The sequence below is a fragment of the Myxacorys sp. genome (assembly GCF_059501405.1).
Map to the genome: position 1 here is coordinate 65364 of NZ_JCACCM010000172.1, position 19157 is coordinate 84520.

General features: G+C 49.7%; 19 protein-coding genes. 13 read left to right on the plus strand and 6 right to left on the minus strand.

Annotated features, from left to right (window positions below; genetic code table 11):
- Positions 1 to 11: 11 nt before the first annotated feature.
- Positions 12 to 1436: a 15-cis-phytoene desaturase gene (gene pds, locus AC5I6P_RS24535; protein ID WP_495696395.1), complete on the minus strand. Its 1425-nt coding sequence runs from the start codon at positions 1434 to 1436 to the stop codon at positions 12 to 14.
- Between the two features lie 187 nt (positions 1437 to 1623).
- Between pds and AC5I6P_RS24540 the strand changes: the two genes are divergently transcribed.
- Positions 1624 to 2949: a hypothetical protein gene (locus AC5I6P_RS24540; protein ID WP_495696396.1), complete on the plus strand. Its 1326-nt coding sequence runs from the start codon at positions 1624 to 1626 to the stop codon at positions 2947 to 2949.
- A gap of 71 nt (positions 2950 to 3020) precedes the next feature.
- Here AC5I6P_RS24540 and AC5I6P_RS24545 read toward each other — a convergent pair whose 3' ends face one another.
- Positions 3021 to 4766, minus strand: a complete 1746-nt coding sequence (locus tag AC5I6P_RS24545) for an ATP-binding response regulator (RefSeq protein WP_495696397.1) — start codon at positions 4764 to 4766, stop codon at positions 3021 to 3023.
- A 346-nt stretch (positions 4767 to 5112) separates the two neighbouring features.
- Positions 5113 to 6174 (minus strand): hypothetical protein, encoded by a 1062-nt coding sequence (locus AC5I6P_RS24550; protein ID WP_495696398.1) that lies wholly within the window; start codon positions 6172 to 6174, stop codon positions 5113 to 5115.
- A 160-nt stretch (positions 6175 to 6334) separates the two neighbouring features.
- On the opposite strand from AC5I6P_RS24550, the gene AC5I6P_RS24555 reads away from it, so the two are divergent.
- The 5 genes from AC5I6P_RS24555 to AC5I6P_RS24575 all read left to right on the plus strand — a co-directional run bounded on the left by AC5I6P_RS24555 (position 6335) and on the right by AC5I6P_RS24575 (position 9920).
- Positions 6335 to 7063 carry a sirohydrochlorin chelatase gene (locus tag AC5I6P_RS24555; protein WP_495696399.1) on the plus strand — a complete coding sequence of 243 codons (729 nt, stop codon included), beginning with the start codon at positions 6335 to 6337 and terminating at the stop codon, positions 7061 to 7063.
- A 185-nt stretch (positions 7064 to 7248) separates the two neighbouring features.
- Positions 7249 to 8040, plus strand: a complete 792-nt coding sequence (gene cobA / locus AC5I6P_RS24560; protein WP_495696400.1) for a uroporphyrinogen-III C-methyltransferase — start codon at positions 7249 to 7251, stop codon at positions 8038 to 8040.
- Positions 8041 to 8363: 323 nt separating this feature from the next.
- Entirely contained in the window at positions 8364 to 8891 is a 528-nt protein-coding gene (locus AC5I6P_RS24565) for a L,D-transpeptidase (protein ID WP_495696401.1), read from the plus strand.
- Positions 8875 to 9027 carry a hypothetical protein gene (locus tag AC5I6P_RS24570; protein WP_495696402.1) on the plus strand — a complete coding sequence of 51 codons (153 nt, stop codon included), beginning with the start codon at positions 8875 to 8877 and terminating at the stop codon, positions 9025 to 9027. The genes AC5I6P_RS24565 and AC5I6P_RS24570 overlap by 17 nt, the downstream gene beginning before the upstream one ends.
- Positions 9028 to 9206: 179 nt before the next feature.
- On the plus strand, positions 9207 to 9920 hold the full coding sequence (locus AC5I6P_RS24575; protein WP_495696403.1) for a Uma2 family endonuclease: 714 nt from the start codon (positions 9207 to 9209) through the stop codon (positions 9918 to 9920).
- A 146-nt stretch (positions 9921 to 10066) separates the two neighbouring features.
- On the opposite strand, the gene AC5I6P_RS24580 is transcribed toward AC5I6P_RS24575, so the two are convergent.
- Complete coding sequence (locus AC5I6P_RS24580; RefSeq protein ID WP_495696404.1) at positions 10067 to 11302, minus strand: M28 family peptidase; 1236 nt, start codon at positions 11300 to 11302, stop codon at positions 10067 to 10069.
- Positions 11303 to 11591: 289 nt separating this feature from the next.
- Between AC5I6P_RS24580 and AC5I6P_RS24585 the strand changes: the two genes are divergently transcribed.
- The 4 genes from AC5I6P_RS24585 to AC5I6P_RS24600 all read left to right on the plus strand — a co-directional run bounded on the left by AC5I6P_RS24585 (position 11592) and on the right by AC5I6P_RS24600 (position 14060).
- Positions 11592 to 12038, plus strand: coding sequence for a 2Fe-2S iron-sulfur cluster-binding protein (locus tag AC5I6P_RS24585; RefSeq protein WP_495696405.1), 447 nt, complete (start codon positions 11592 to 11594; stop codon positions 12036 to 12038).
- Between the two features lie 20 nt (positions 12039 to 12058).
- Positions 12059 to 12229: a DUF8621 family protein gene (locus tag AC5I6P_RS24590; RefSeq protein WP_495696406.1), complete on the plus strand. Its 171-nt coding sequence runs from the start codon at positions 12059 to 12061 to the stop codon at positions 12227 to 12229.
- Entirely contained in the window at positions 12222 to 13358 is a 1137-nt protein-coding gene (locus tag AC5I6P_RS24595) for a DUF3326 domain-containing protein (RefSeq protein ID WP_495696407.1), read from the plus strand. The genes AC5I6P_RS24590 and AC5I6P_RS24595 overlap by 8 nt, the downstream gene beginning before the upstream one ends.
- Before the next feature lie 123 nt (positions 13359 to 13481).
- Positions 13482 to 14060 (plus strand): CPBP family intramembrane glutamic endopeptidase, encoded by a 579-nt coding sequence (locus AC5I6P_RS24600; RefSeq protein ID WP_495696408.1) that lies wholly within the window; start codon positions 13482 to 13484, stop codon positions 14058 to 14060.
- Between the two features lie 67 nt (positions 14061 to 14127).
- On the opposite strand, the gene AC5I6P_RS24605 is transcribed toward AC5I6P_RS24600, so the two are convergent.
- Entirely contained in the window at positions 14128 to 14289 is a 162-nt protein-coding gene (locus tag AC5I6P_RS24605; protein WP_495696409.1) for a hypothetical protein, read from the minus strand.
- Between the two features lie 87 nt (positions 14290 to 14376).
- A complete protein-coding gene (locus AC5I6P_RS24610; protein WP_495696410.1) occupies positions 14377 to 16332 on the minus strand; it encodes an ArsA family ATPase in 1956 nt (651 codons plus the stop codon).
- A gap of 164 nt (positions 16333 to 16496) precedes the next feature.
- Between AC5I6P_RS24610 and AC5I6P_RS24615 the strand changes: the two genes are divergently transcribed.
- The 3 genes from AC5I6P_RS24615 to gvpA all read left to right on the plus strand — a co-directional run bounded on the left by AC5I6P_RS24615 (position 16497) and on the right by gvpA (position 19120).
- Positions 16497 to 18305 (plus strand): AAA family ATPase, encoded by a 1809-nt coding sequence (locus tag AC5I6P_RS24615; RefSeq protein WP_495696411.1) that lies wholly within the window; start codon positions 16497 to 16499, stop codon positions 18303 to 18305.
- A 26-nt stretch (positions 18306 to 18331) separates the two neighbouring features.
- The gene (locus AC5I6P_RS24620; RefSeq protein ID WP_495696412.1) at positions 18332 to 18595 is read left to right on the plus strand and encodes a hypothetical protein; all 264 of its coding nucleotides are present in this window, start codon (positions 18332 to 18334) and stop codon (positions 18593 to 18595) included.
- Between the two features lie 306 nt (positions 18596 to 18901).
- On the plus strand, positions 18902 to 19120 hold the full coding sequence (gene gvpA / locus AC5I6P_RS24625) for a gas vesicle structural protein GvpA (RefSeq protein WP_162425313.1): 219 nt from the start codon (positions 18902 to 18904) through the stop codon (positions 19118 to 19120).
- Positions 19121 to 19157 lie beyond the last annotated feature (37 nt).

Sequence of the window (19157 nt, forward strand, 5' to 3'; positions counted from 1 at the left end):
GTTGACAAGTCCTAGTTGCTACTGGTGACTAAGCTACGCTGGTCGCTTTCGGACACCGTGGGCGGTTGGATGTTTGTAATCGCCTGCGCTGTCAGCTTACCAGAAAGTACAGCCCCTTCCATACTGCCTAAGTAGCGCTGCATCGTATAACTGCCTGATAAAAAGAAATTAGAGATGGGTGTGACCTGAGACGGACGATGCGCCTGCCGCCCAGGAGAAGCGGTGTAGACGGATCTCGGCGTTTTGACCACTTTGTATTTTCTGAGCTTGGCAGGATTTTCACCCGTTAAATGCTGTGGGAAGAGTCGCTCTAGCTCTTTCATGGTGGCGGTAATGATCGCTTCGTCGGATTTGTCAATCCAATCTTTGGCGGGAGCTAAAACGAGTTCGAGCATGGAGCGGTTCGGATCGGCATATTCCTTGCAAGTGATGCTCATGTCGGCATAGACGCTTAGCAGATCGGAACGCGAGAACAGCAGGTGGTCGATATCGGTGATTTTACGATCGAACCACAAGTGTAAATTGATCACCGGAACGCCTTCGAGCCCATCTAACTTCTGGAAAAACTCCATCGCTTTCCACGGCTGTGGCATCAAGACTTTCATCACATCAACCGACATCGCAGAAACGTACAAATCTGCCGTAATGACCTCATCTTCCGCGCCATTGATGCCCCGAATCAGGAAGCCCTTCACGGTGCCGTCGTCGTCCAGCAAAATTTGCTTGAGGGGTTTGTTGAGGTGAACCTCTCCGCCGCGATCGCTGAAGTAATCGACAATGGGCTGGCACAATCGCTCTGTTGGTGAACCATCTAGGAAGGCAATTTTAGATCCGTAGCGCTCTTGCAAAAATTTGTTCACGGCCGTCAAGATAATCGTTGCCGAGACATCTTCAGGATCGATGAATGTGAGCGCCTTGGCGGCCGCGATAAATACATCAGAACTGACGCGCTCATCAATTCCTTGACGCCGCAGCCACTGGATAAGGCTGTACTTATCCATGTCTTCGACATATTTCTGACCCCGCAGCACTCCGGGCCACAGCCCCACCGCAAAGCGAATTTTCTGTTCCCACGTCAACATGTCGTTGTTGCGGAGAATCGACATGATCACGTTGAACGGCGCAGGGATGTCTGGAACGCTGAAGTACGAGTAGGTTCCCGGCTTTTCAGGTTGATTAAAAATCAGGGCGTGCTCTTTCCACTGGAGCCGATCTTCGATGCCCAATTCTTTCATCAGTTGCAGCATGTTGGGATACGCGCCAAAAAAGGCGTGCAGCCCCGTTTCGTACCAATCGCCCTCGTCGTCTTTCCAAGCCGCCACCAAGCCGCCCAGCACATCGCGGCTCTCTAGAACGATGGGAGTATGCCCTGCATCAACCAGGTATTTCGCGCAGGATAGTCCTGCTAAGCCGCCTCCGGCGATCACTACTCGCATGTGATTCTTCAACACCTTTTGAGGATGAATTCGATTTCATTATACGTTGCAATCCGTTACATTCCTCGATGAATTTTGAAGTGGGGTAACGTCTTCGACAGTGTAAGAGCCGACAGTGCAAGAGCATAGAGGAAAGAGGTACTGCTAAGGTAAAAGGTAATTCCTCTCAGTAAGCTGTAGCGACAGAATGAAACCCGCTAAACGTAGAGCACTTTCTAAACGTAGAGCACTCTCTACAACGTTGCGCTTTGCCTTAGTCGCCGGAGTGCTTGGCACAGCAGTTCATTTGGCTCAGCACTATTCTGATAGTGAGGCCAACTTAGACCGTGGGACGGTGGCAGTCGCGCAAACGGCGGAGAAAGCGAGGAGTGCAAACTCGTTTATTGACTCCCTCGGGGTCGCTACGCATCTACGCTACATCGACACGAGCTACGGGCGTTACACGGATGTCGTTGAGCCTCGACTGCGAGAGTTAGGCGTTCGGCATATTCGCGATGGCGGCAACGATCCAGGTTTATTTGCCAAATTGAATCGGCTGTCTCGTTTTGGCATTCGTTCAACGTTGGTATTTGATCTGCGAGATCAGATTACGCCGAACAATGCAGTATCGGTGTTAAAAAAAGTGCTGCCGTCAGTAGTTGCGATCGAAGGCCCAAACGAGTGGGATATCAACAATGTGACCTACCGAGGCAGAGGGTTTCCAGCAGGTCTAAGAGACTACCAAACGGAGCTGTATCGGGCAGTTAAGCGCGATCCGGCAACCGCAAACATTGCGGTGCTAACGCCTTCGATCGCCTATCCCGAGAATGCCGCTAAGCTCGGTTCTCTCAGGTCAGTCAGTGATTATGGCAATCTTCATATCTACGCCGGTGGTGGCATTCCAGCGCTCGACTTTGAATCGAAGTGGCTACCGCTCACGCGCAAGATGACGGGCGATCGCACCATCATCGTGACAGAAACAGGCTGGCACAATGCGGTGAACGACCGAAATGCCGGACAGAGAGGGGTTTCTGAGCAAGTTTCTGCAAAATACATTCCCAGAGTGTTCTTAGAGTATTTCAACCGGGGCATCAAGCGAACGTTTTTGTACGAATTTTTGGATGAGCGATCGCGGGGAGACCAAGAAAGTAACTTTGGCATTATCAGAGCAAATGGCATTCCCAAACCCGCGTTTGTCGCCTTGAGAAATCTGATTCGAGTGCTAAACGATGCGCCTAATCCAGCGGCTACCGGAGCGCTGAACTATTCATTGAGTGGAAATGTCAGGAATATTAATCGGACGCTCCTGCAAAAGCGCAACGGCGATTTCTATTTGGTTTTGTGGTTGAATACACCCAGTAACGATGTTCTCAAGACGCAGCGAGTGACGCTGAATTTAGGCACACCGACAGAGCTAGCGGAGATCTATTTTCCCAATCAATCTCCCAATGTTGTCATGAGATACAAGTCGCCGCGCCGGATTATGCTAGATGTGCCCGATGCGCCATTGATTGTCAAAATTGCGCTGCGCTAGGTGGGGCGATCGCGTCATTCGCCGTTTTAACCTCAAAGCGATCGCGAAGCTAATGGTCTGTTCCGAACCCCTTAGACCATGTTCAATCGCCCTGTCAGACTGGCAACCACAGTTGCTAACTCGATAGCATCTACTGGTTTGGTCAGATGCATCTGAAAGCCTGCTAATAAAGCCTGCCTGCGATCGTCACTCCGGGCATATGCCGTCAGCGCGATCGCCGGGAGGTAAGCTTGCTTGGCAATCGCAGGGAGCCAACCGCCCTGCTGCGCTTCAAGTTGCCGCAATTTTCGCATCAGGAAGTAGCCATCCTCATCGGGCATCCCAATATCACTTACTAAAACGTCGAAGCTGCGATCGGTTGAGGTTTCGATGATGGACAGTGCCTCCTGTGCTGAGGTAGCCGAGATCACGTCAGCACCATACCCTTGCAGAATCGTATTGAGCAATTCCAGCGCGTCAGGCTCATCGTCCACCGCCAAGATTTTTAAGCCTTCTAAGGTTAGCGGCGCATCTTCTATCTCATTCGCCTGAACGCCTGAGTCTAATTGCTCTGGGTCGATCGCGGGTGGTTGAATTGTCGTTACGGGCAGTTCAACGGCAAAGGTAGCTCCCTGTTCTAATCCTGGACTAACCACCGCTACAGTGCCGCCATGTAATTCAACGAGTTGACGCACAATGGCTAACCCTAAACCCAACCCTCCGTAGCTGCGAGTAGTTGTGCTGTCATGTTGGCGAAAGCGATCGAAGACATAGGGCAGAAAGTCTGGGCTAATTCCTCGTCCAGTGTCGCTGACCGTAAGTTCAATATGAGAATTGACCTGCTTTAAGTGAATCTCAACTTGCCCGTCTTTAGGCGTGAATTTGACGGCGTTAGACAGTAAATTCCAAACGACTTGCTGCAATCGATTGGCATCACCCATGATGGGGGCCACTTCAGAATCTAGAGCGCTTTGAATCCGAATAGACTTTGCTTCAGCCGCCAAGCGTACAGACTCAATTGCAGATTCAATCACAGGTACAAGATGAACGGGACGGACTTGGAGGCGTAGTTTGCCTGTAATGATGCGAGAGATATCGAGAATATCTTCAATCAGTTGGAGTTGGGATCTGGCGTTCCGCTCGATCGTTTCTAGCGCACGTACCATTTTCTCGCGGCTCAGACTTTGCTTGCGTAGAACCTGAGCCCATCCCAGAATCGCATTGAGCGGTGTTCTCAATTCATGAGAAAGAACCGAGAGAAACTCGTCCTTAGCACGATTAGCAGTTTCTGCCTCTGCTCGAATCACCTGTTCGCGAATTAATAGGTCGTCTTTAGCGCGATTCGACTCTTCCAGTTGGATTGTGCGTTCCTGTACACGTTGCTCTAGAGCCGCATTAATTGCTTGGATATGGCGACGACTATCCTCTAGTTCCTGATTGGTGAGGGCGAGTTGCTCTGGACTGGGGGCATCGATCGCCACCGGAATTAACGGAATCAGTAAAAAGGTGAACGCATAGAAAGACCAAACGGCATTAATCGATTTAATCAATCCTGAAACCCAGTAGACAGGATGCCAGAGCGTGACCACTCCCATTAGGTGAGTTGTGCCACACAAGGCAAAGACGAAGAAGTAACCTATAAGCAGCGTCACCGTCTTAGCGGGCAAATCCTTACGCTCGTTTGTGAAGTAAACAATTGCAACCGCCACTGAGTAATACGCGAGGGCAGTCAAGGCATCTGATGATAGGTGTAGCCAGACGAGACTTGGTTTCCAAAGGTAACAATGCCCGTGAGGAATAAAATTAGTTGAAAAAAAGGCGCTGAAAAAGTCAAACATATCAAGTCTTTGATTGATTCTGCAGAAGAATTTTGTACATCTGTTCTGACGGTTGCGGCATCCATGATCGATAGGCTGCTTTAGTAATGATGCACCATGCTAGTGCGATCGCTGCCCCATCAATCGCCCGCTCGCGTCTTTTGAAAACGACGCTAATCGGTTCGTTAAGGGCATTGAGCTTGGATTCAATATCAAGTGAGATGTCTGCTGCGATTCTATTGTTTAGTCTATGTTTAGATAGTCTTGTCGAGATGATTTTAATTACCACTGCTTAACACTGAGTTCGTCCACGCAACAAACTCTGAGTCAGTCATTGTGGGCGTTCAATCGGCATAAATGGCATTGCTCAGCTCAAGGAGGGTAACAATGCCATTCCTAATCCAAAGCTCATCCCATTCATGAGGATACTGACTAAACTGGCTTGCAAAAGCGATAAATCACGCTGACTGAGGCGAAACAGCAGCCACGCTTCGGTAACAATTGCAAATCCTCCAGACGCGGGCAGCGTGATCCAACTCGGAACCCCCCCACTAGACGGGAACGATTCACCATAGCTGACAAAAAAGGCAATCACCCCTGCGATCGCTAACACAATCGGGACTGAAATCGTCCAAATCGTAAAGATTCTGATCAGCGTTCTGGGGTTAATCGTCTTTAACCGGATCAGGGCAACGCCAAATACGATCGCAACGATCAAACTCGTCGCTCCAAAGACGCGAGTGGCTAAATATTGAAACGGTTGGAGGGATGGAAAGAAAAACCACACCACCGGAAAGGTGAAGAGATTGATCAGCGCCACGGCGGTCAGCATCCGAGTGGTGAATTCTCTGGTACATTTCCTCCAGCCAAAGAAGATAGCAGCAATCACTAATTCGCTGATTTCTGTGATTGCTAACGCTCGGCCAAACACTTCCCATCGGCTCGGCTTCATCGCCTGTCGGTCAGGAAGCACAAGTAACTCTGCGTTGAGGGTTTTAACCAGGAGATGGCGGTCAGCGTAGGCTGCGATCGCGCTGCGAAAATCGGTGATGAAGGCTTGGCTCGATCGCACCTGATTTTGAAACTGGCCTACCAGCTTAAAATAGGGCGCTAAGGGTGGGTCACTGAGCGATGCTCCTTTGTACAAACAGGTATGCTCTGCACATTCAAATCGATGCGGGGCTTTGAGAACGGGTTGAGTTGTGAGACAACTCGATCGAGAACAGGTTCCGTGTTGCATCAAGAGCGTTGGTTTTTCGCATAGAGCTGTTTGACACCCCACAAATTGCATTCCTTCCACCTCAGCACGATCTAAAAAGGTGAACCAAATGTAGGGCGGGGGAGCAGGCGCATTCGCCAAGGCCGTGCAGGGAAGCAGAAAGACAACTGAAAGAATTAAAATGAACTTAAAGAAATACCTGCACTTCATCGATCAGTCCGCGAAGAATAAAATGGCATAGAAACCGTTGCGGTTCTTTTGGAGTTGCGCAAGAGCGCTCATCGCAAGATAAATATCTAGCCAAATACCGGTCAGTTTTAGCATGAGCCGTCTAGAATTTACATAGCGTTACACGTTAGCGGGTTGAGCTATGTCAGTTCCTTCGGAGTTGTGCCCTGCGCCAATTGCATATCTGTTAGTGACTCATGGTAGCCGCGACGTGCGCCCTCAGCTAGCGATCGCTCGGCTCGCTCACCGAATTGGTCAGAAGTCTCGCGCTCTGATTGGCACAGCCGTTTTAGAATGCGCTCCCTTACCGCTTCACAAACAAATTCAAAACTTTAGTCAACAGGCATCCGAGCAGGGCATCTCAGAAATTCAAATTGTGCCGCTCTTCTTGCTTCCAGGCGTGCATGTGATGGAAGACATTCCTCAAGAAGTCGAGAAAGCTCGACCCTTGGCAACGGCTAAACTGACGCTGACCTCTCATTTGGGCAGTCACTCCCAGTTAAAATCCTTGTTTTCGCGTCGATCGTCAGGGGCAGAGGCTCAAATTTTGCTTTCTCATGGAAGTCGTCGTGCGGATGGCAACCTTCCGGTCGAAGCGTTAGCGCATCAATTGGGAATGCTGCCTGCGTATTGGTCTGTTGCGCCAAGTTTAGCCCTGCGGGTGCAAGAATTGACAAGACGAGGATTTCAGACGATTGAAATTGTGCCGTATTTTCTGTTTTCGGGCGGTATTACTGATGCGATCGCGCGATCGGTCAACCAACTGTCTCAGCAGTTGCCAACGGTCGAGCTTCGCCTCGCAAATCCCTTAGATGAAAGCGACGAATTAGCCGATGTCGTAATGAATTTGATGATGTGCGTTCCTCTTTGATTTGAGTCCTGGTGATTTGAGTCCTGGTGATTTGAATTCTGATGAACGCTAAACCGGACAAGAACGCACTTTTCACTTTGATAATCGGTATTTGAGACTGCATTTTTTAATCAATTGATTGTTTAGGCTAAGCACAAGGCTACATTCTCACATTTGCCTGCATGAACACCGCTGACGCTAGATTGATGACCTTAGATTCTTGTATTGGAAAGGTTTACCTCGTGGGGGCGGGGCCGGGCGATCCGGGCTTATTTACCCTCAAAGGAAAAGCTTTGTTAGAGTGCGCGGACGTTGTGGTGTACGACGCGCTAGTGAGTGCGCCAATTTTGGCAATGATCAATCCAACTGCTGAGCGGATTGATGCTGGAAAACGACGCGGACGCCACTCGATGGCGCAAGACGAAATTAACCAAGTTCTGATTGATAAGGCGCAAACTGCCGCGATCGTGGTTCGGCTCAAAGGCGGTGATCCGTTTATCTTTGGGCGGGGCGGCGAGGAGATGCAGGATCTCATCAGCGCTGGGATTCCAGTCGAAGTTGTTCCGGGAATTACGTCTGGAATTGCCGCTCCTGCTTATGCCGGAATTCCGCTGACGCATCGGGCGTATAGTTCGTCGGTGACATTTGTGACGGGTCACGAAGAAGCCGGAAAATATCGTCCGGCGGTAAATTGGAGTGCGATCGCGCGTGGATCTGAAACGATTGTGATCTACATGGGCATTCACAACTTGCCTTACATCATCGAACAACTGGAGAGCGCAGGATTGGGGTTAGACACACCGATCGCGCTCGTGCGCTGGGGCACTCGTCCTGAACAGGAACAGTTGATTGGCACGCTAGCGACCATTGTTGAGCAAATGGAAGCGGCAGAGTTCGCCGCTCCTGCGATCGCGGTAATCGGTAATGTGGTCAGTCTCCATGAAATCTTGTCAAATAGTCGACCAAAATTTTTAGCAGTGAATGTCTCAAACTGTTGACATCTCGCGTTGTCGTATTTTCGGGATGCTAGATCTTTGGGCTTTCTTCCCACCTCAACATCTAAGAGAAGCCCAAATGAAGCTTTGAGCCAAAGGCGTTTGCGCTTCGGCATCACTTCAAATGCAGCGAGGCGATGCATCTGATTGGCTTGATTTCGAGATTCTGGAATATTGATGCAGAAACTTGTAGTGATACATAAGATCGTCTCTCTGCAATGGCTGCGATATAACTACTGCGATCTTAAAAAACTTGACCGATAGGGCTGCACTACCCATTTTCTGCATATTGAGAATCCTGAAATATATATAGGAGGGGACAAATTATGGCAGTCCTCACAACTTGGTTGCGCCCTGCTCGGGCGTTTGGAACTTGGCGGAACCAATCGCTCTTAATGAGTTTAGTGCTGAGTTTTACGATTTCAGAACCTACGATCGCTCCAAGCTTTGCCCTGTCCGCGAATTCGATTACAAGTAATATTGCGGCGTTAAAACGATCAAATCAGCGTTGGATTGAAATTCGGCTCTCTACTCAACGGCTCATAGCCTGGGAAGGGAAGACGATGGTTCATGCAGTCATTGTCTCCACGGGAAAAGCGACGACTTCAACGCCTGTAGGTAGTTTCGAGATTCAATCGAAATATCGAATTGCTCGAATGCAAGGCGATGACTATGACATTCCAGATGTACCTTACACCATGTATTACTCAGGAGGCTACGCGATTCACGGGGCTTACTGGCATCGCAGTTTTGGTACTCCTGTCAGTCATGGTTGTGTGAATGTTGCTCCAGATCATGCACAGTGGTTATTTAATTGGGCAAAGATTGGAACCCCAGTTGTTGTACGTCAGTGACGGCTCTAAGTCATCTGATGTCGAACGCAGTTCCGATGCCCTCGATACGACTCATCGCGCACCGCGTGAAAGAACCCGTATATTAGCGATCGCACCTCGCGACGGCGTGACCGAAATGATTCATATGTTGTATTAGCTCGAATTTGCAGAGGTTAGGGCGTGGAGTCCGTTTTTGTCTGCGCTAAACTCAGATGATTTGATCAGCATTCTAACGAGGATTTGTTATCCATAAGGGCGGTTGCTTTCGACTTTAAAGAAATCGCCCTGTCGTTATGATGAAAACAGTCTGACGTGCTAAACGCTCGGAGAAACCTTATGACTCCTCAATCAAATCTCATCACTGATGCCGAGTCTGAGCAAGACGTTGAAGACATTCCGCTTCTGCCGCCGTGCGATCTCTACAGTGATGAACTTGAAATGGAATCTGACTTGCATCTTCGGCAAATGGTCTTGCTGATTAGCTGCCTAGAGTGGTTATGGCGCGATCGCACTGATTACTTTGTCGGCGGTAATCTCACCGTTTATTACAGCCAAAAGCGAATTAAAACTCGCGAGTTTCGAGGGCCTGATTTCTTCGTCGTACAAGGCGTTGAGCCGAGATCGCGTAAAAGTTGGACGGTTTGGGAAGAAGACGGCAGATACCCAGATGTGATTGTCGAGATTCTGTCAGAATCAACCGCAGAAGTTGATCGAACAACCAAAAAGGAGTTGTATCAAAACACCTTCCGAACGCTTGAGTATTTCTGGTTTGATCCAGAAAGTTTAGAATTTACAGGATTTTCTCTTAATCGAAGTGGCTATCAGCCGATTCAACCCAATCCTCAAGGTCAGCTATGGAGTGAGCAACTGCAACTCTTTTTAGGCGTTCATCAAGATAAACTTCGGTTCTTCGCGCCGACGGGTGAATTAGTTCCAACTCCCGAAGAAGCCGCTTTATTTGAACAGCAACAGCGCTTAGCCGCAGAGCAACGGGCGGAGCGACTCGCCGCGAAACTTCGAGAGTTGAATATTGATCCAGATAGTCTTTAAACCACTAAGCTGTTTCAACAATCGGTTTACAACAATCGGTTTACAACAATCGGTTTAAATGTCTCAGTCAACCGAACACATGACTTCAAAATCAGTCTTCATTCGCTACATCTGCTATCAAAATCCGCTGCCACCCTTGCAGAAACTCACTTCAAAATTTGCTTGATCGACTGCAAAGCAGCGTCCTTCGTTTCTACCAAAAGCTTCGGCGTCACTGTCTTATCGTTGGGGCTATGGTAGTTCGGCTCATAGCCTCGATTGAAAAACAGTACCGGAACATTCTGCGACTTAAAGGAAGCATGATCGCTGCTGCCAAGACGGAGTGCAGGATTCTTCATCATCGTCTCATCGACTCTTGTAAACGATTTCAACGACAGCGATCCCTCCATTTGCAGGGTTGAATTCACGGCGACCATATCAAAGTTGAGCATTCCTTTCAGGTTTGAGAGAAACTGAGGCGTCGCTCGATTGACAAAGGCCTGCGATCCTTGCAGTCCGTCTTCTTCCCCATCAAAGGCGATAAACCAGATTTGACGTGAAAGCGGCGATTGGCTCTGTCCAAAGGATCGCGAAAGCTGGCGTGCGATCGCCAATACAACTGCCGTTCCTGAAGCGTTATCATTTGCTCCTGGGGAGCCGGGAACCGAGTCATAGTGTGCGCCTAAAATCAATTTGGGTTGCGTGACGCCAGGTAAATGAGCGATCACATTTCGCGCCACGGCATCTTTCTGAGTATTGACCTTCAAGGTTGCGGTCAGCACTGCGGTTCGAGCGCGTTCCAGTAATGGATCTCCATCTGCTCCAGACAGTCCTAACACCGGAATGGCAGGTTGGGTCGTCAGTGTGCCGCGAACGTTCTTGGGTTCATTATTGACGATCACAATTGCGATCGCGCCTGCATCCGACGCATGTTTGACTTTTTCAGAGAAGGTCATACCGCCGCGACGCGCAATTGCGATCGCGCCTTTAACCGGAACACTGGCAAAATCATTCGGCTGTCCATTGTTCGGAATGGCGACCAATCGCCCACTAATTTGACCTGCGATCGAGCCGTTGTATGCCCATCCTTCTAGAGCCTGACTGCCAATCTCTAAACTTGAGCCTAGATCCCTAAATTTAGGATACGTGAACGTCTGAATCTCCGTTTCATACCCTGCTTTCTGATACTGATCTATCAGATATTGACTCGCCTTTTCGGTTGCCGCTGTGCCTGCAACTCGCGCACCTAGACTCACTAGGGCTTGCATATCCGTCAATGGATCAATCGGATTGGGAGGGGTTGCCTGAGCGTTGGATGCGGTTCCTTTGGAGTTGTGCCCTGCGCTAATCGCAATTGCCCCTGCAATTAAAATCGATAATCCTAAAGCGAAGTGACGTTTCAAGAGCTTCCTAAGGCTTGACGCTCGACTCATATCCTGCCCGACTCCCAGTTTGTTTCATCTCACTGTAGCGGGATCAGCAGCAGATCTCTAGTCAAACAACCGCTAAGGCTTCTTTTCAATTATTCTCTTTCAGTATTTTAAAATGCTGTGATCTCACCTCCTCCATTTGAGTTTCCAGATACAACACTTGAGTTCCCAATCACAGCAATGGAGTGCATAGATTTGTTGATCTGCTCTTGGAGTCCCTGCTCAGTGAACTCTTCTCATAAGCTTAAGTTTGAGCTTAAGTTTGGAATGGGTAATTGCGATCGGCGAGAGTCGTAATGAGCGATCGACACTCCTGCAAGATCGACGAAACATCTTCTCAAGTCGTCCTACAATGAGTCTTGGGAATACACGCGCAGTACAGTTTAAGATGACGAATACTTACACCGTTGAAATTTTACATAACGGGCAAACCCACACGATTGAAGTTCCAGACGATCGCACAATTTTAGAGGTTGCCAACGAAGATTACGGCTTGAACTTGCCGAGTTCTTGTACAGCGGGCGTCTGCACAACTTGTGCCGCACTGCTTTCAGAAGGAACCGTTGATCAATCCGATGGGATGGGCGTCAGCGCGGAATTGCAGGAGAAAGGATATGCGTTGCTTTGTGTAGCGTATCCGCGATCGCCGATCAAACTCGAAACGAATCAAGAAGACACGGTGTATCAACTCCAGTTTGGACAGGGTTAACCGGGAGAATTGCACTGTCCATGACAACCCACTTGATCACCACAGAAATTGATCTTAAAACCGTTGCGACTGACTTAAACAGAGCGATCGAATCAGAGTTGCGAACATACGGAGAGCCGTTACGATGGGCAATCACAGATGTTGATGCAAATCAAATTGCCAAAGTTGAAGCGGTTGTAACTCGTGACTAATCCCTATACTGTTGCTCTGATCGTTCCGACTGGAATTGGCGCGTCCATTGGTGGATATGCGGGCGATGCTTTACCGCTTGCAAAAGCGATCGCGGCAACGTGCGATCGCCTGATTACTCATCCAAACGTCCTCAACGGCGCACAGCTTTACTGGAACCTACCCAACGCCCTCTATGTAGAAGGGTTTGGACTCGATCAAGTTGCGGCGGGACGCTGGGGCTTACGTCCAGTTCGTCAAAATCGAATTGGCATCGTGTTCGATCAAGGCATTGAGCCTGACTTGAGAGTGCGCCATCTGCAAGTTGCAGACGCGGCGAGAGCAACGTTAGGGTTAACACTGACCGACTATGTAGTGAGCGATCAGCCGCTCAATGTTGAGCTTAGAACTGCGACATCTGGGGCAACCTGGGGAACGATTGAGCATCCCGATAGCTTGCTGCGAGCGGCAAATCAGTTAATTCATCAGGCAGGAGCAGACGCGATCGCAGTCGTGGCGAGGTTTCCAGACGATACGAGCAGCGATGCCTTGCAAGATTATCGTCATGGTCAAGGCGTCGATCCGTTAGCCGGAGCCGAAGCCGTGATCAGCCATCTCGTTGTGCGAACCTTCCACGTTCCCTGCGCTCATGCGCCTGCACTCTCACCGTTGCCGCTCGACCCCCATCTGTCACCCAAGTCAGCCGCCGAAGAATTAGGCTATACCTTCTTGCCGTGTGTTTTAGTTGGTCTGAGTCGTGCGCCTCAGTTTGTGACGGGCAATCCTGATCGTCACGATATTTGGGCAAATCAAATTGATGCGATCGTGGTTCCAGAATCAGCCTGCGGCGGCAGTGCCGTGATCAGCCTCAATGGATCTCACACTCGAATCATTGCTGTGCGAGAGAATCTGACAAAAATGCAGGTTCCGCCCAAGGCGCTTGGTATCAATGCCACAATTGTGAATTCTTATTTAGAAGCGATCGGCGTGATGATATGCGATCGCGCGGGCGTTAATTTAGGCGCGCTCGCCTCTACAATCTCGCCTTTGGCTGCTCTCACCACAGAAGGGGCTAACTCCGAAAATGATTCGCATGCTTTATGGAATTTGGCAAAGCGCGATCCAGAAAATCGCATTACAATTCGAGAATAAAGAAGTCTTGAAAAGATTTGTACAGAGATAAGGGGATCAAATCGAAACCTGTATTCCTGCCCTATAGCCTTTCTGACTCTTAAGCTATACTGTGAGGCTCGTTCCCCCTTATATTAAATTCCCGTGGCTGAACAAAACTCTGACACGCCCGAAGCAGAACCTCTGACCCGACTGCAAGTTCTCATTGCAATGGGCGTCACGGCAGTTGTTTTATTATTCATTGCCAAAGCATGGATTTACTTTGGCTCTGTTACATTAATTCCCGTTAAATTTTCTTTTGAAGCGGTTCTTCAAGGTGTTGCCCTTGGTTTAGCCATTACTGTTGCAAGTTCCATTACCTATCGCATTTGGGGTGCTTATCGTCGCAGTGCAGATTACTATCTAGAGTTAATTCTCAAGCCGCTCCTATTTCCCGATTTGATTTGGCTTGGCTTACTGCCCGGACTCAGCGAAGAACTGATCTTTCGAGGCGTCATGCTGCCCGAGTTTGGGTTGAACCTCGAAGGCATTCTAATTTCAAGCTTGTGCTTTGGCGTGCTGCACATGAATGGTTTGAAACAATGGGCATACATCGTTTGGGCAACCATCATCGGCATCGCGCTAGGCTATAGCGCCGTTTGGACTGGAAACTTGCTAGTGCCGATCGTAGCGCACGTCTGCACTAACTTTGTTGCAGGATGCGTTTGGAAACTCAGTGATTAGCGCAAAGTGCAATACAAGCCAGAACAGACGTCAGGCTCGGAGTTAGACTCCTTTCCTTACAATGCCTTCATAGCACAATGGGCAATGCAGAGATGGCAGATGCAATCCAGACCCACAGCACAAACCGCTCAAGATCAAATTCGTCGAGAGCATTTCTGATCTCAAACATGACGCTGATCATAGCGACCAGAACGCAGGGCAGGATGAGTGTATAGCTGAGGGTGGGCATAGATGTATCCTCGATTGCATTGTTGCCATGATGCGATACACCCTGCTCATGACAACTCTCTCGCAAGTCGAGTGTTTTTTGTCGTCTCTAGTCAATTTTTCCATCCTCATTTTGAAACAGTAAAGACGCTGCGATCGCGATTTGGCTAAAGGGCGTGTTTCCTCTAATGTGATGCATTCCGCTGATCGCTCTTGGCAGCATAGGCAGACTGATGATGGTCTGTTGAGGAAAAAGCTGAGGATCGAACGCGTGTTCTGGCTCGAATCGATTATTCACAAGGTAGCGCTGAGAAACACCCATCTCTTTCAATGATTCGGTTAACCGCTGTGTTTCTGCCAAAATCGCCGATCGCGCCTGACAAACGCCGATAAATTCTGTATATTGCGGGTCTTGTAATTTCTTCTGAGCCTGCATCACGCGCTGTCGCAATGTTCTTAAGCGCCCCATCAGTGCGGTTCGTCCTAAAACATTTTGGTATTTGATCCAAAGCTTGAAAATCCAAGCCAGCCAATCACCCAAGGCAGTGGGCATCTCCAGAAAGCGCAGCAGATGACCTGTTGGCGCAGTATCTAAAATCACCAAGTCTTGCGATCCCGATTCAAGTAGTTCCATCACTGCGATCAGCGACAGCATTTCATCAATTCCGGGTAAGGATTGAGAGACAATTCTGCGCCATGCTTCCGGACTATAAGCGACTCGTAGCGTTGTGTCGGCCGTATTTGATTCGCCGCTCATCATCTCGGCAAGTTCCCACAGATAGTCTTCTCGGAACTGATCGAGGACTTGCTTCGCGTCGATTTCTTGACCACTGAGATTGGCGGTGATGTCGGTGGCGTGATGTTCAAGATGCGTTCCTAAAGCATCGCTCAAGGAGTGAGCCGGATCGATCGAGATGACGCGAATCTTTTTATCAGGGTATCGTTGTGCCATACCTAGCGCGATCGCAGCCGCTACGGTCGTTTTACCCACGCCTCCCTTTCCACCCGTCAAAATCAGCTTCCGTCCTTCTAAGATAAAATCGCTGAATCCCGGCGGAATCGCTTCTGGTAGGCGAGTTTGAACGTCGATAGAAACCCTTTGAGCGTGAGCCACTTGAACTTGGCTCATCACTCGATCGAGCGCTTCCTTGCCAACTGGTTCTTGAGCCTGTTGAGGAACAAGCAAAGTGGCAGGAACAGTGAATTCTAGAAATTTCTCAATCAGCTTCTGTTGGTCGCTGTAGATATCTGTATCGCTTTTATCTGAAACTTGGTTGATTAAAAGCCCGCCAACTGGAATGTTGAGGGCGTTGAGCGCGCTGAGAAAGCGTTGGGTTTCGAGCAAACTCATCCACTCTGCGATCGCCACCACGAGACACGCTGTTTTTGTCTCGTCTTGCAATAATTGCCGACCGTTGCCTAAATCAGACTTCATCTCCAGCAAAAAGTGATCAACCTCATCCGGGGTGTAGCGACCTCTAAAAGACTGGCTAATCACTTGATGCTTCTGTTGAAACAGTTCCAGCGCAGACAGAAATTCGTCCAAAAAATCCATCAGACCAAAAAGCGCCAGCGTATGACCACTGGGAGCCATATCAACCACAATGCGATCGACGACATTTTCTCTCAGCAAACGCTGAATCTCTAGCACGCCCATCAGTTCATCGAGCCCGGGCCAACTCAAATCCCAAACCGGCGATAAATCTCCTTTTTCAACAAAGCTGCCCCGCTCAACCAGCAACTCTAGAATCGAGCCATACTTCGCTTTAAAGTCCTGCAAAAGGTCTGCTGCTGCGATCGCTCTAATCGACAAATTCGGCAAATCCTCCAGCGTGCGAGCCGTATTGCTCACCTCGACTTGCAAAACATCACCAATCGAATGAGCCGGATCGGTTGAAAGCAGCAGAATGCGCTCGGTGGGAAATTGCTGTGCCCAATGCCGCGCGAACCCACATGCGAGCGTCGTTTTACCCACTCCACCTTTACCACTAAACATGGCCAATTGCAGCGCATCCAACGGCTTCACAGCGCAATCAACCGTCTCAAATCTCTGTTCATTCCTCATGTCTCATCCCTCCTTGCGTTAGCGTTGCCGTCAGGCGCATTCTGCCTGCAAAGCCATTACCCCAGGTATCCCTGTTTCAGAAACCCGCCTTTGGGCACACTGCTGGATGTAGTCTTCCCCATCTTGCGAAGAGGCTACACTAACGCACCGTCTGTGGTAAGGCAATGAGTGAATTATTTAAAGGCTTTGAGCAACTGATAGAACTGGCGAAAGCTTTAGAAGAAAAGGCTGAGAAGGGCGACCTGAAGGCGAATATTCAAATCAATAGCCGCAGTCTCAGTAGTATTCCACGTCAAGGCAATATTCCTAGCGGAGTCGGGGTCAGCCGAGAACCTCCCCATTCTGGCAGTTCTGAACCCGATCCAATCGTCACGCCTCCGCCTGAGGACAATGCACCTGCTTCTTTGAAGGATCTGGGCGGGCTAGGCGATGTGTTGAGGGAATTGCGAGAACTGGTCGAACTTCCGTTAAAGCGTCCTGATTTATTGGCAAAACTCGGATTAGAACCCATCCGGGGCGTGCTGTTGGTGGGTCCTCCCGGAACCGGAAAAACCTTGACCGCGCGATCGCTCTCTCAGGAATTAGGCGTGAATTACATTGCGATCGCAGGTCCCGAAATCATGGGCAAGTACTACGGAGAAGCCGAAACCCGTCTGCGTAACGTGTTTGAGAAGGCGGCAAAAGCGACTCCCTGTATTATCTTTATTGACGAAATTGATAGCCTCGCTCCCGATCGCTCCAAAGTCGAGGGCGAAGTCGAAAAACGGGTCGTCGCTCAACTGCTGACCTTGATGGATGGGTTCGCCCAATCGACGGGCGTGATTGTGCTCGCGGCGACGAATCGCCCGGATCATCTCGATCCAGCGTTGCGCCGTCCCGGACGGTTTGATCGCGAAGTGCAATATCGCGTTCCCGATCGCACCGGACGATTAGAGATTCTCACGATTCTGACTCGGGCGATGCCGTTAGCTCAGAGTGTGCAGTTGGATGCGATCGCAGATCTTAGCGTCGGTATGGTCGGCGCAGATCTCAAAGCGGTTTGTCAAAAAGCTGCCTATGCGGCTCTGCGTCGCCAAGTTCCTTCTCTAACTGAGCCACTACCAGACGCGATGACCCTAGAGCAATCTGACTTTCTACAGGCGCTCAAAGAAGTGAAGCCGTCGGTCTTGCGCTCTGTCGAAGTGGAATCTCCAAATGTCGATTGGGATCAAATTGGTGGCTTAGAAGAGATCAAGCGCACCTTACAAGAAGCGGTAGAAGGCGCACTGTTGTATCCCGAACTCTACAAGCAAACGGGAGCAAAAGCGCCCCGTGGCATCCTCCTCTGGGGAGCGCCCGGAACCGGAAAAACGCTTTTAGCAAAAGCGGTTGCCTCCCAAGCTCGAGCTAATTTCATTGCGGTCAATGGTTCTGAATTAATGAGCCGTTGGGTGGGCGCAGCAGAACAGGAAGTTCGTGAGTTGTTTGCAAAAGCCCGTCAAGCCTCTCCCTGTGTTGTCTTCATCGATGAGATCGATACCCTAGCGCCAGTGCGCGGGAAATTTAACGGGGATTCGGGTGTGAGCGATCGCGTGGTCGGTCAATTGCTCACCGAACTCGACGGACTAGAAGACTGCACCAACGTCCTTCTAATTGCCGCGACTAATCGCCCCGATGCGATCGATCCGGCGTTACTAAGAGCAGGACGGTTAGACCTGAAACTGGAAGTAGACCTCCCCAACGAGCAGAGCCGCCTCGATATTTTGCGAGTGCATAACCGCGATCGCCCTTTGCATGACGTTGATCTCTCCTTCTGGGCATCCCAAACCGAAGGCTGGAATGGTGCAGATCTAGCTCTTCTCAGCAACCAAGCAGCACTGCAAGCCGTCCGTCGCTACCGCGCCCAAGGACACGATCTCTCCACAATCTACATCACTGTGGATGACTTTACCCTCGCCTATCAAGCGCTGCTAAGCCAGCGCTCATCCAGCTAATCCCTAACCCTCATTCCCCAAGTCCTATGTTCTCTCAAGCCAATACCGATCTCGTTCGTCAACAAGCTCTCGCTGCATTGACGGCTGCGTTTCTCGCTCAAGGTCATCCCGTTGAATATGCTAAACACATGGCAACCGCCGCAATTTTTCAGACGGATTTAGAACTGAGAAATGCTCAACTGTCGCGGCTGATCGCTTGGCTCAAGCAAGACTATCCTGCTGTTCATCAGGAGGCAATTTTGCTGATCGAAACTACTCGTGAAGAATTTGAGCGTCGGGTTCAAGGGTAGTACTTTCTCAAGTGAAGAATTGAGAGGGATTTCTGACCCGCTGCACGGCGAGAGATGCCTGCGGCGGCTTATCTTCATCTCTCAATTGAAAACCGACAGCATCACTTATGTGAATTTCAGGCTATCTAAGGGTCAGATCCGTAAATCTGCGACCTTCTCTCAAAATCCATCGTGTAGATTCCGTGTTTACGCTAGAAGGTCTCTGTTCCAATCTGTCCACTTTATTAAGTACGGAAGCCGAATCTGAAGCAAGTCTAACGTCCTTATTCGGTAACCCATTAACCAAACTGTTCAAGGAATAACATCATGGCTGTTGAAAAAGTAAACTCTTCTTCTAGCTTGGCAGAAGTTGTTGATCGCATTCTCGACAAAGGCATCGTGATCGATGCGTGGGTTCGTGTTTCGTTGGTTGGTATCGAACTGCTAGCAATCGAAGCTCGTGTCGTGATTGCCTCGGTTGAGACTTACTTGAAGTATGCGGAAGCGGTCGGTTTAACCTCTCAAGCGGCTGTTCCTTCTGCCTAAAAACCCTGTAACTGGGGAAGGCAATTCCCCAGTTTTT

Excerpts from the sequence above, each read along its gene's own strand:
- pds (WP_495696395.1), bottom strand. The coding sequence starts at position 1,436 with ATGCGAGTAGTGATCGCCGGAGGCGGCTTAGCAGGACTATCCTGCGCG.
- AC5I6P_RS24540 (WP_495696396.1), top strand. The coding sequence starts at position 1,624 with ATGAAACCCGCTAAACGTAGAGCACTTTCTAAACGTAGAGCACTCTCT.
- AC5I6P_RS24545 (WP_495696397.1), bottom strand. The coding sequence starts at position 4,766 with ATGTTTGACTTTTTCAGCGCCTTTTTTTCAACTAATTTTATTCCTCAC.
- AC5I6P_RS24550 (WP_495696398.1), bottom strand. The coding sequence starts at position 6,174 with ATGAAGTGCAGGTATTTCTTTAAGTTCATTTTAATTCTTTCAGTTGTC.
- AC5I6P_RS24555 (WP_495696399.1), top strand. The coding sequence starts at position 6,335 with ATGTCAGTTCCTTCGGAGTTGTGCCCTGCGCCAATTGCATATCTGTTA.
- cobA (WP_495696400.1), top strand. The coding sequence starts at position 7,249 with ATGACCTTAGATTCTTGTATTGGAAAGGTTTACCTCGTGGGGGCGGGG.
- AC5I6P_RS24565 (WP_495696401.1), top strand. The coding sequence starts at position 8,364 with ATGGCAGTCCTCACAACTTGGTTGCGCCCTGCTCGGGCGTTTGGAACT.
- AC5I6P_RS24575 (WP_495696403.1), top strand. The coding sequence starts at position 9,207 with ATGACTCCTCAATCAAATCTCATCACTGATGCCGAGTCTGAGCAAGAC.
- AC5I6P_RS24590 (WP_495696406.1), top strand. The coding sequence starts at position 12,059 with ATGACAACCCACTTGATCACCACAGAAATTGATCTTAAAACCGTTGCG.
- AC5I6P_RS24605 (WP_495696409.1), bottom strand. The coding sequence starts at position 14,289 with ATGCCCACCCTCAGCTATACACTCATCCTGCCCTGCGTTCTGGTCGCT.
- AC5I6P_RS24610 (WP_495696410.1), bottom strand. The coding sequence starts at position 16,332 with ATGAGGAATGAACAGAGATTTGAGACGGTTGATTGCGCTGTGAAGCCG.
- AC5I6P_RS24615 (WP_495696411.1), top strand. The coding sequence starts at position 16,497 with ATGAGTGAATTATTTAAAGGCTTTGAGCAACTGATAGAACTGGCGAAA.
- AC5I6P_RS24620 (WP_495696412.1), top strand. The coding sequence starts at position 18,332 with ATGTTCTCTCAAGCCAATACCGATCTCGTTCGTCAACAAGCTCTCGCT.
- gvpA (WP_162425313.1), top strand. The coding sequence starts at position 18,902 with ATGGCTGTTGAAAAAGTAAACTCTTCTTCTAGCTTGGCAGAAGTTGTT.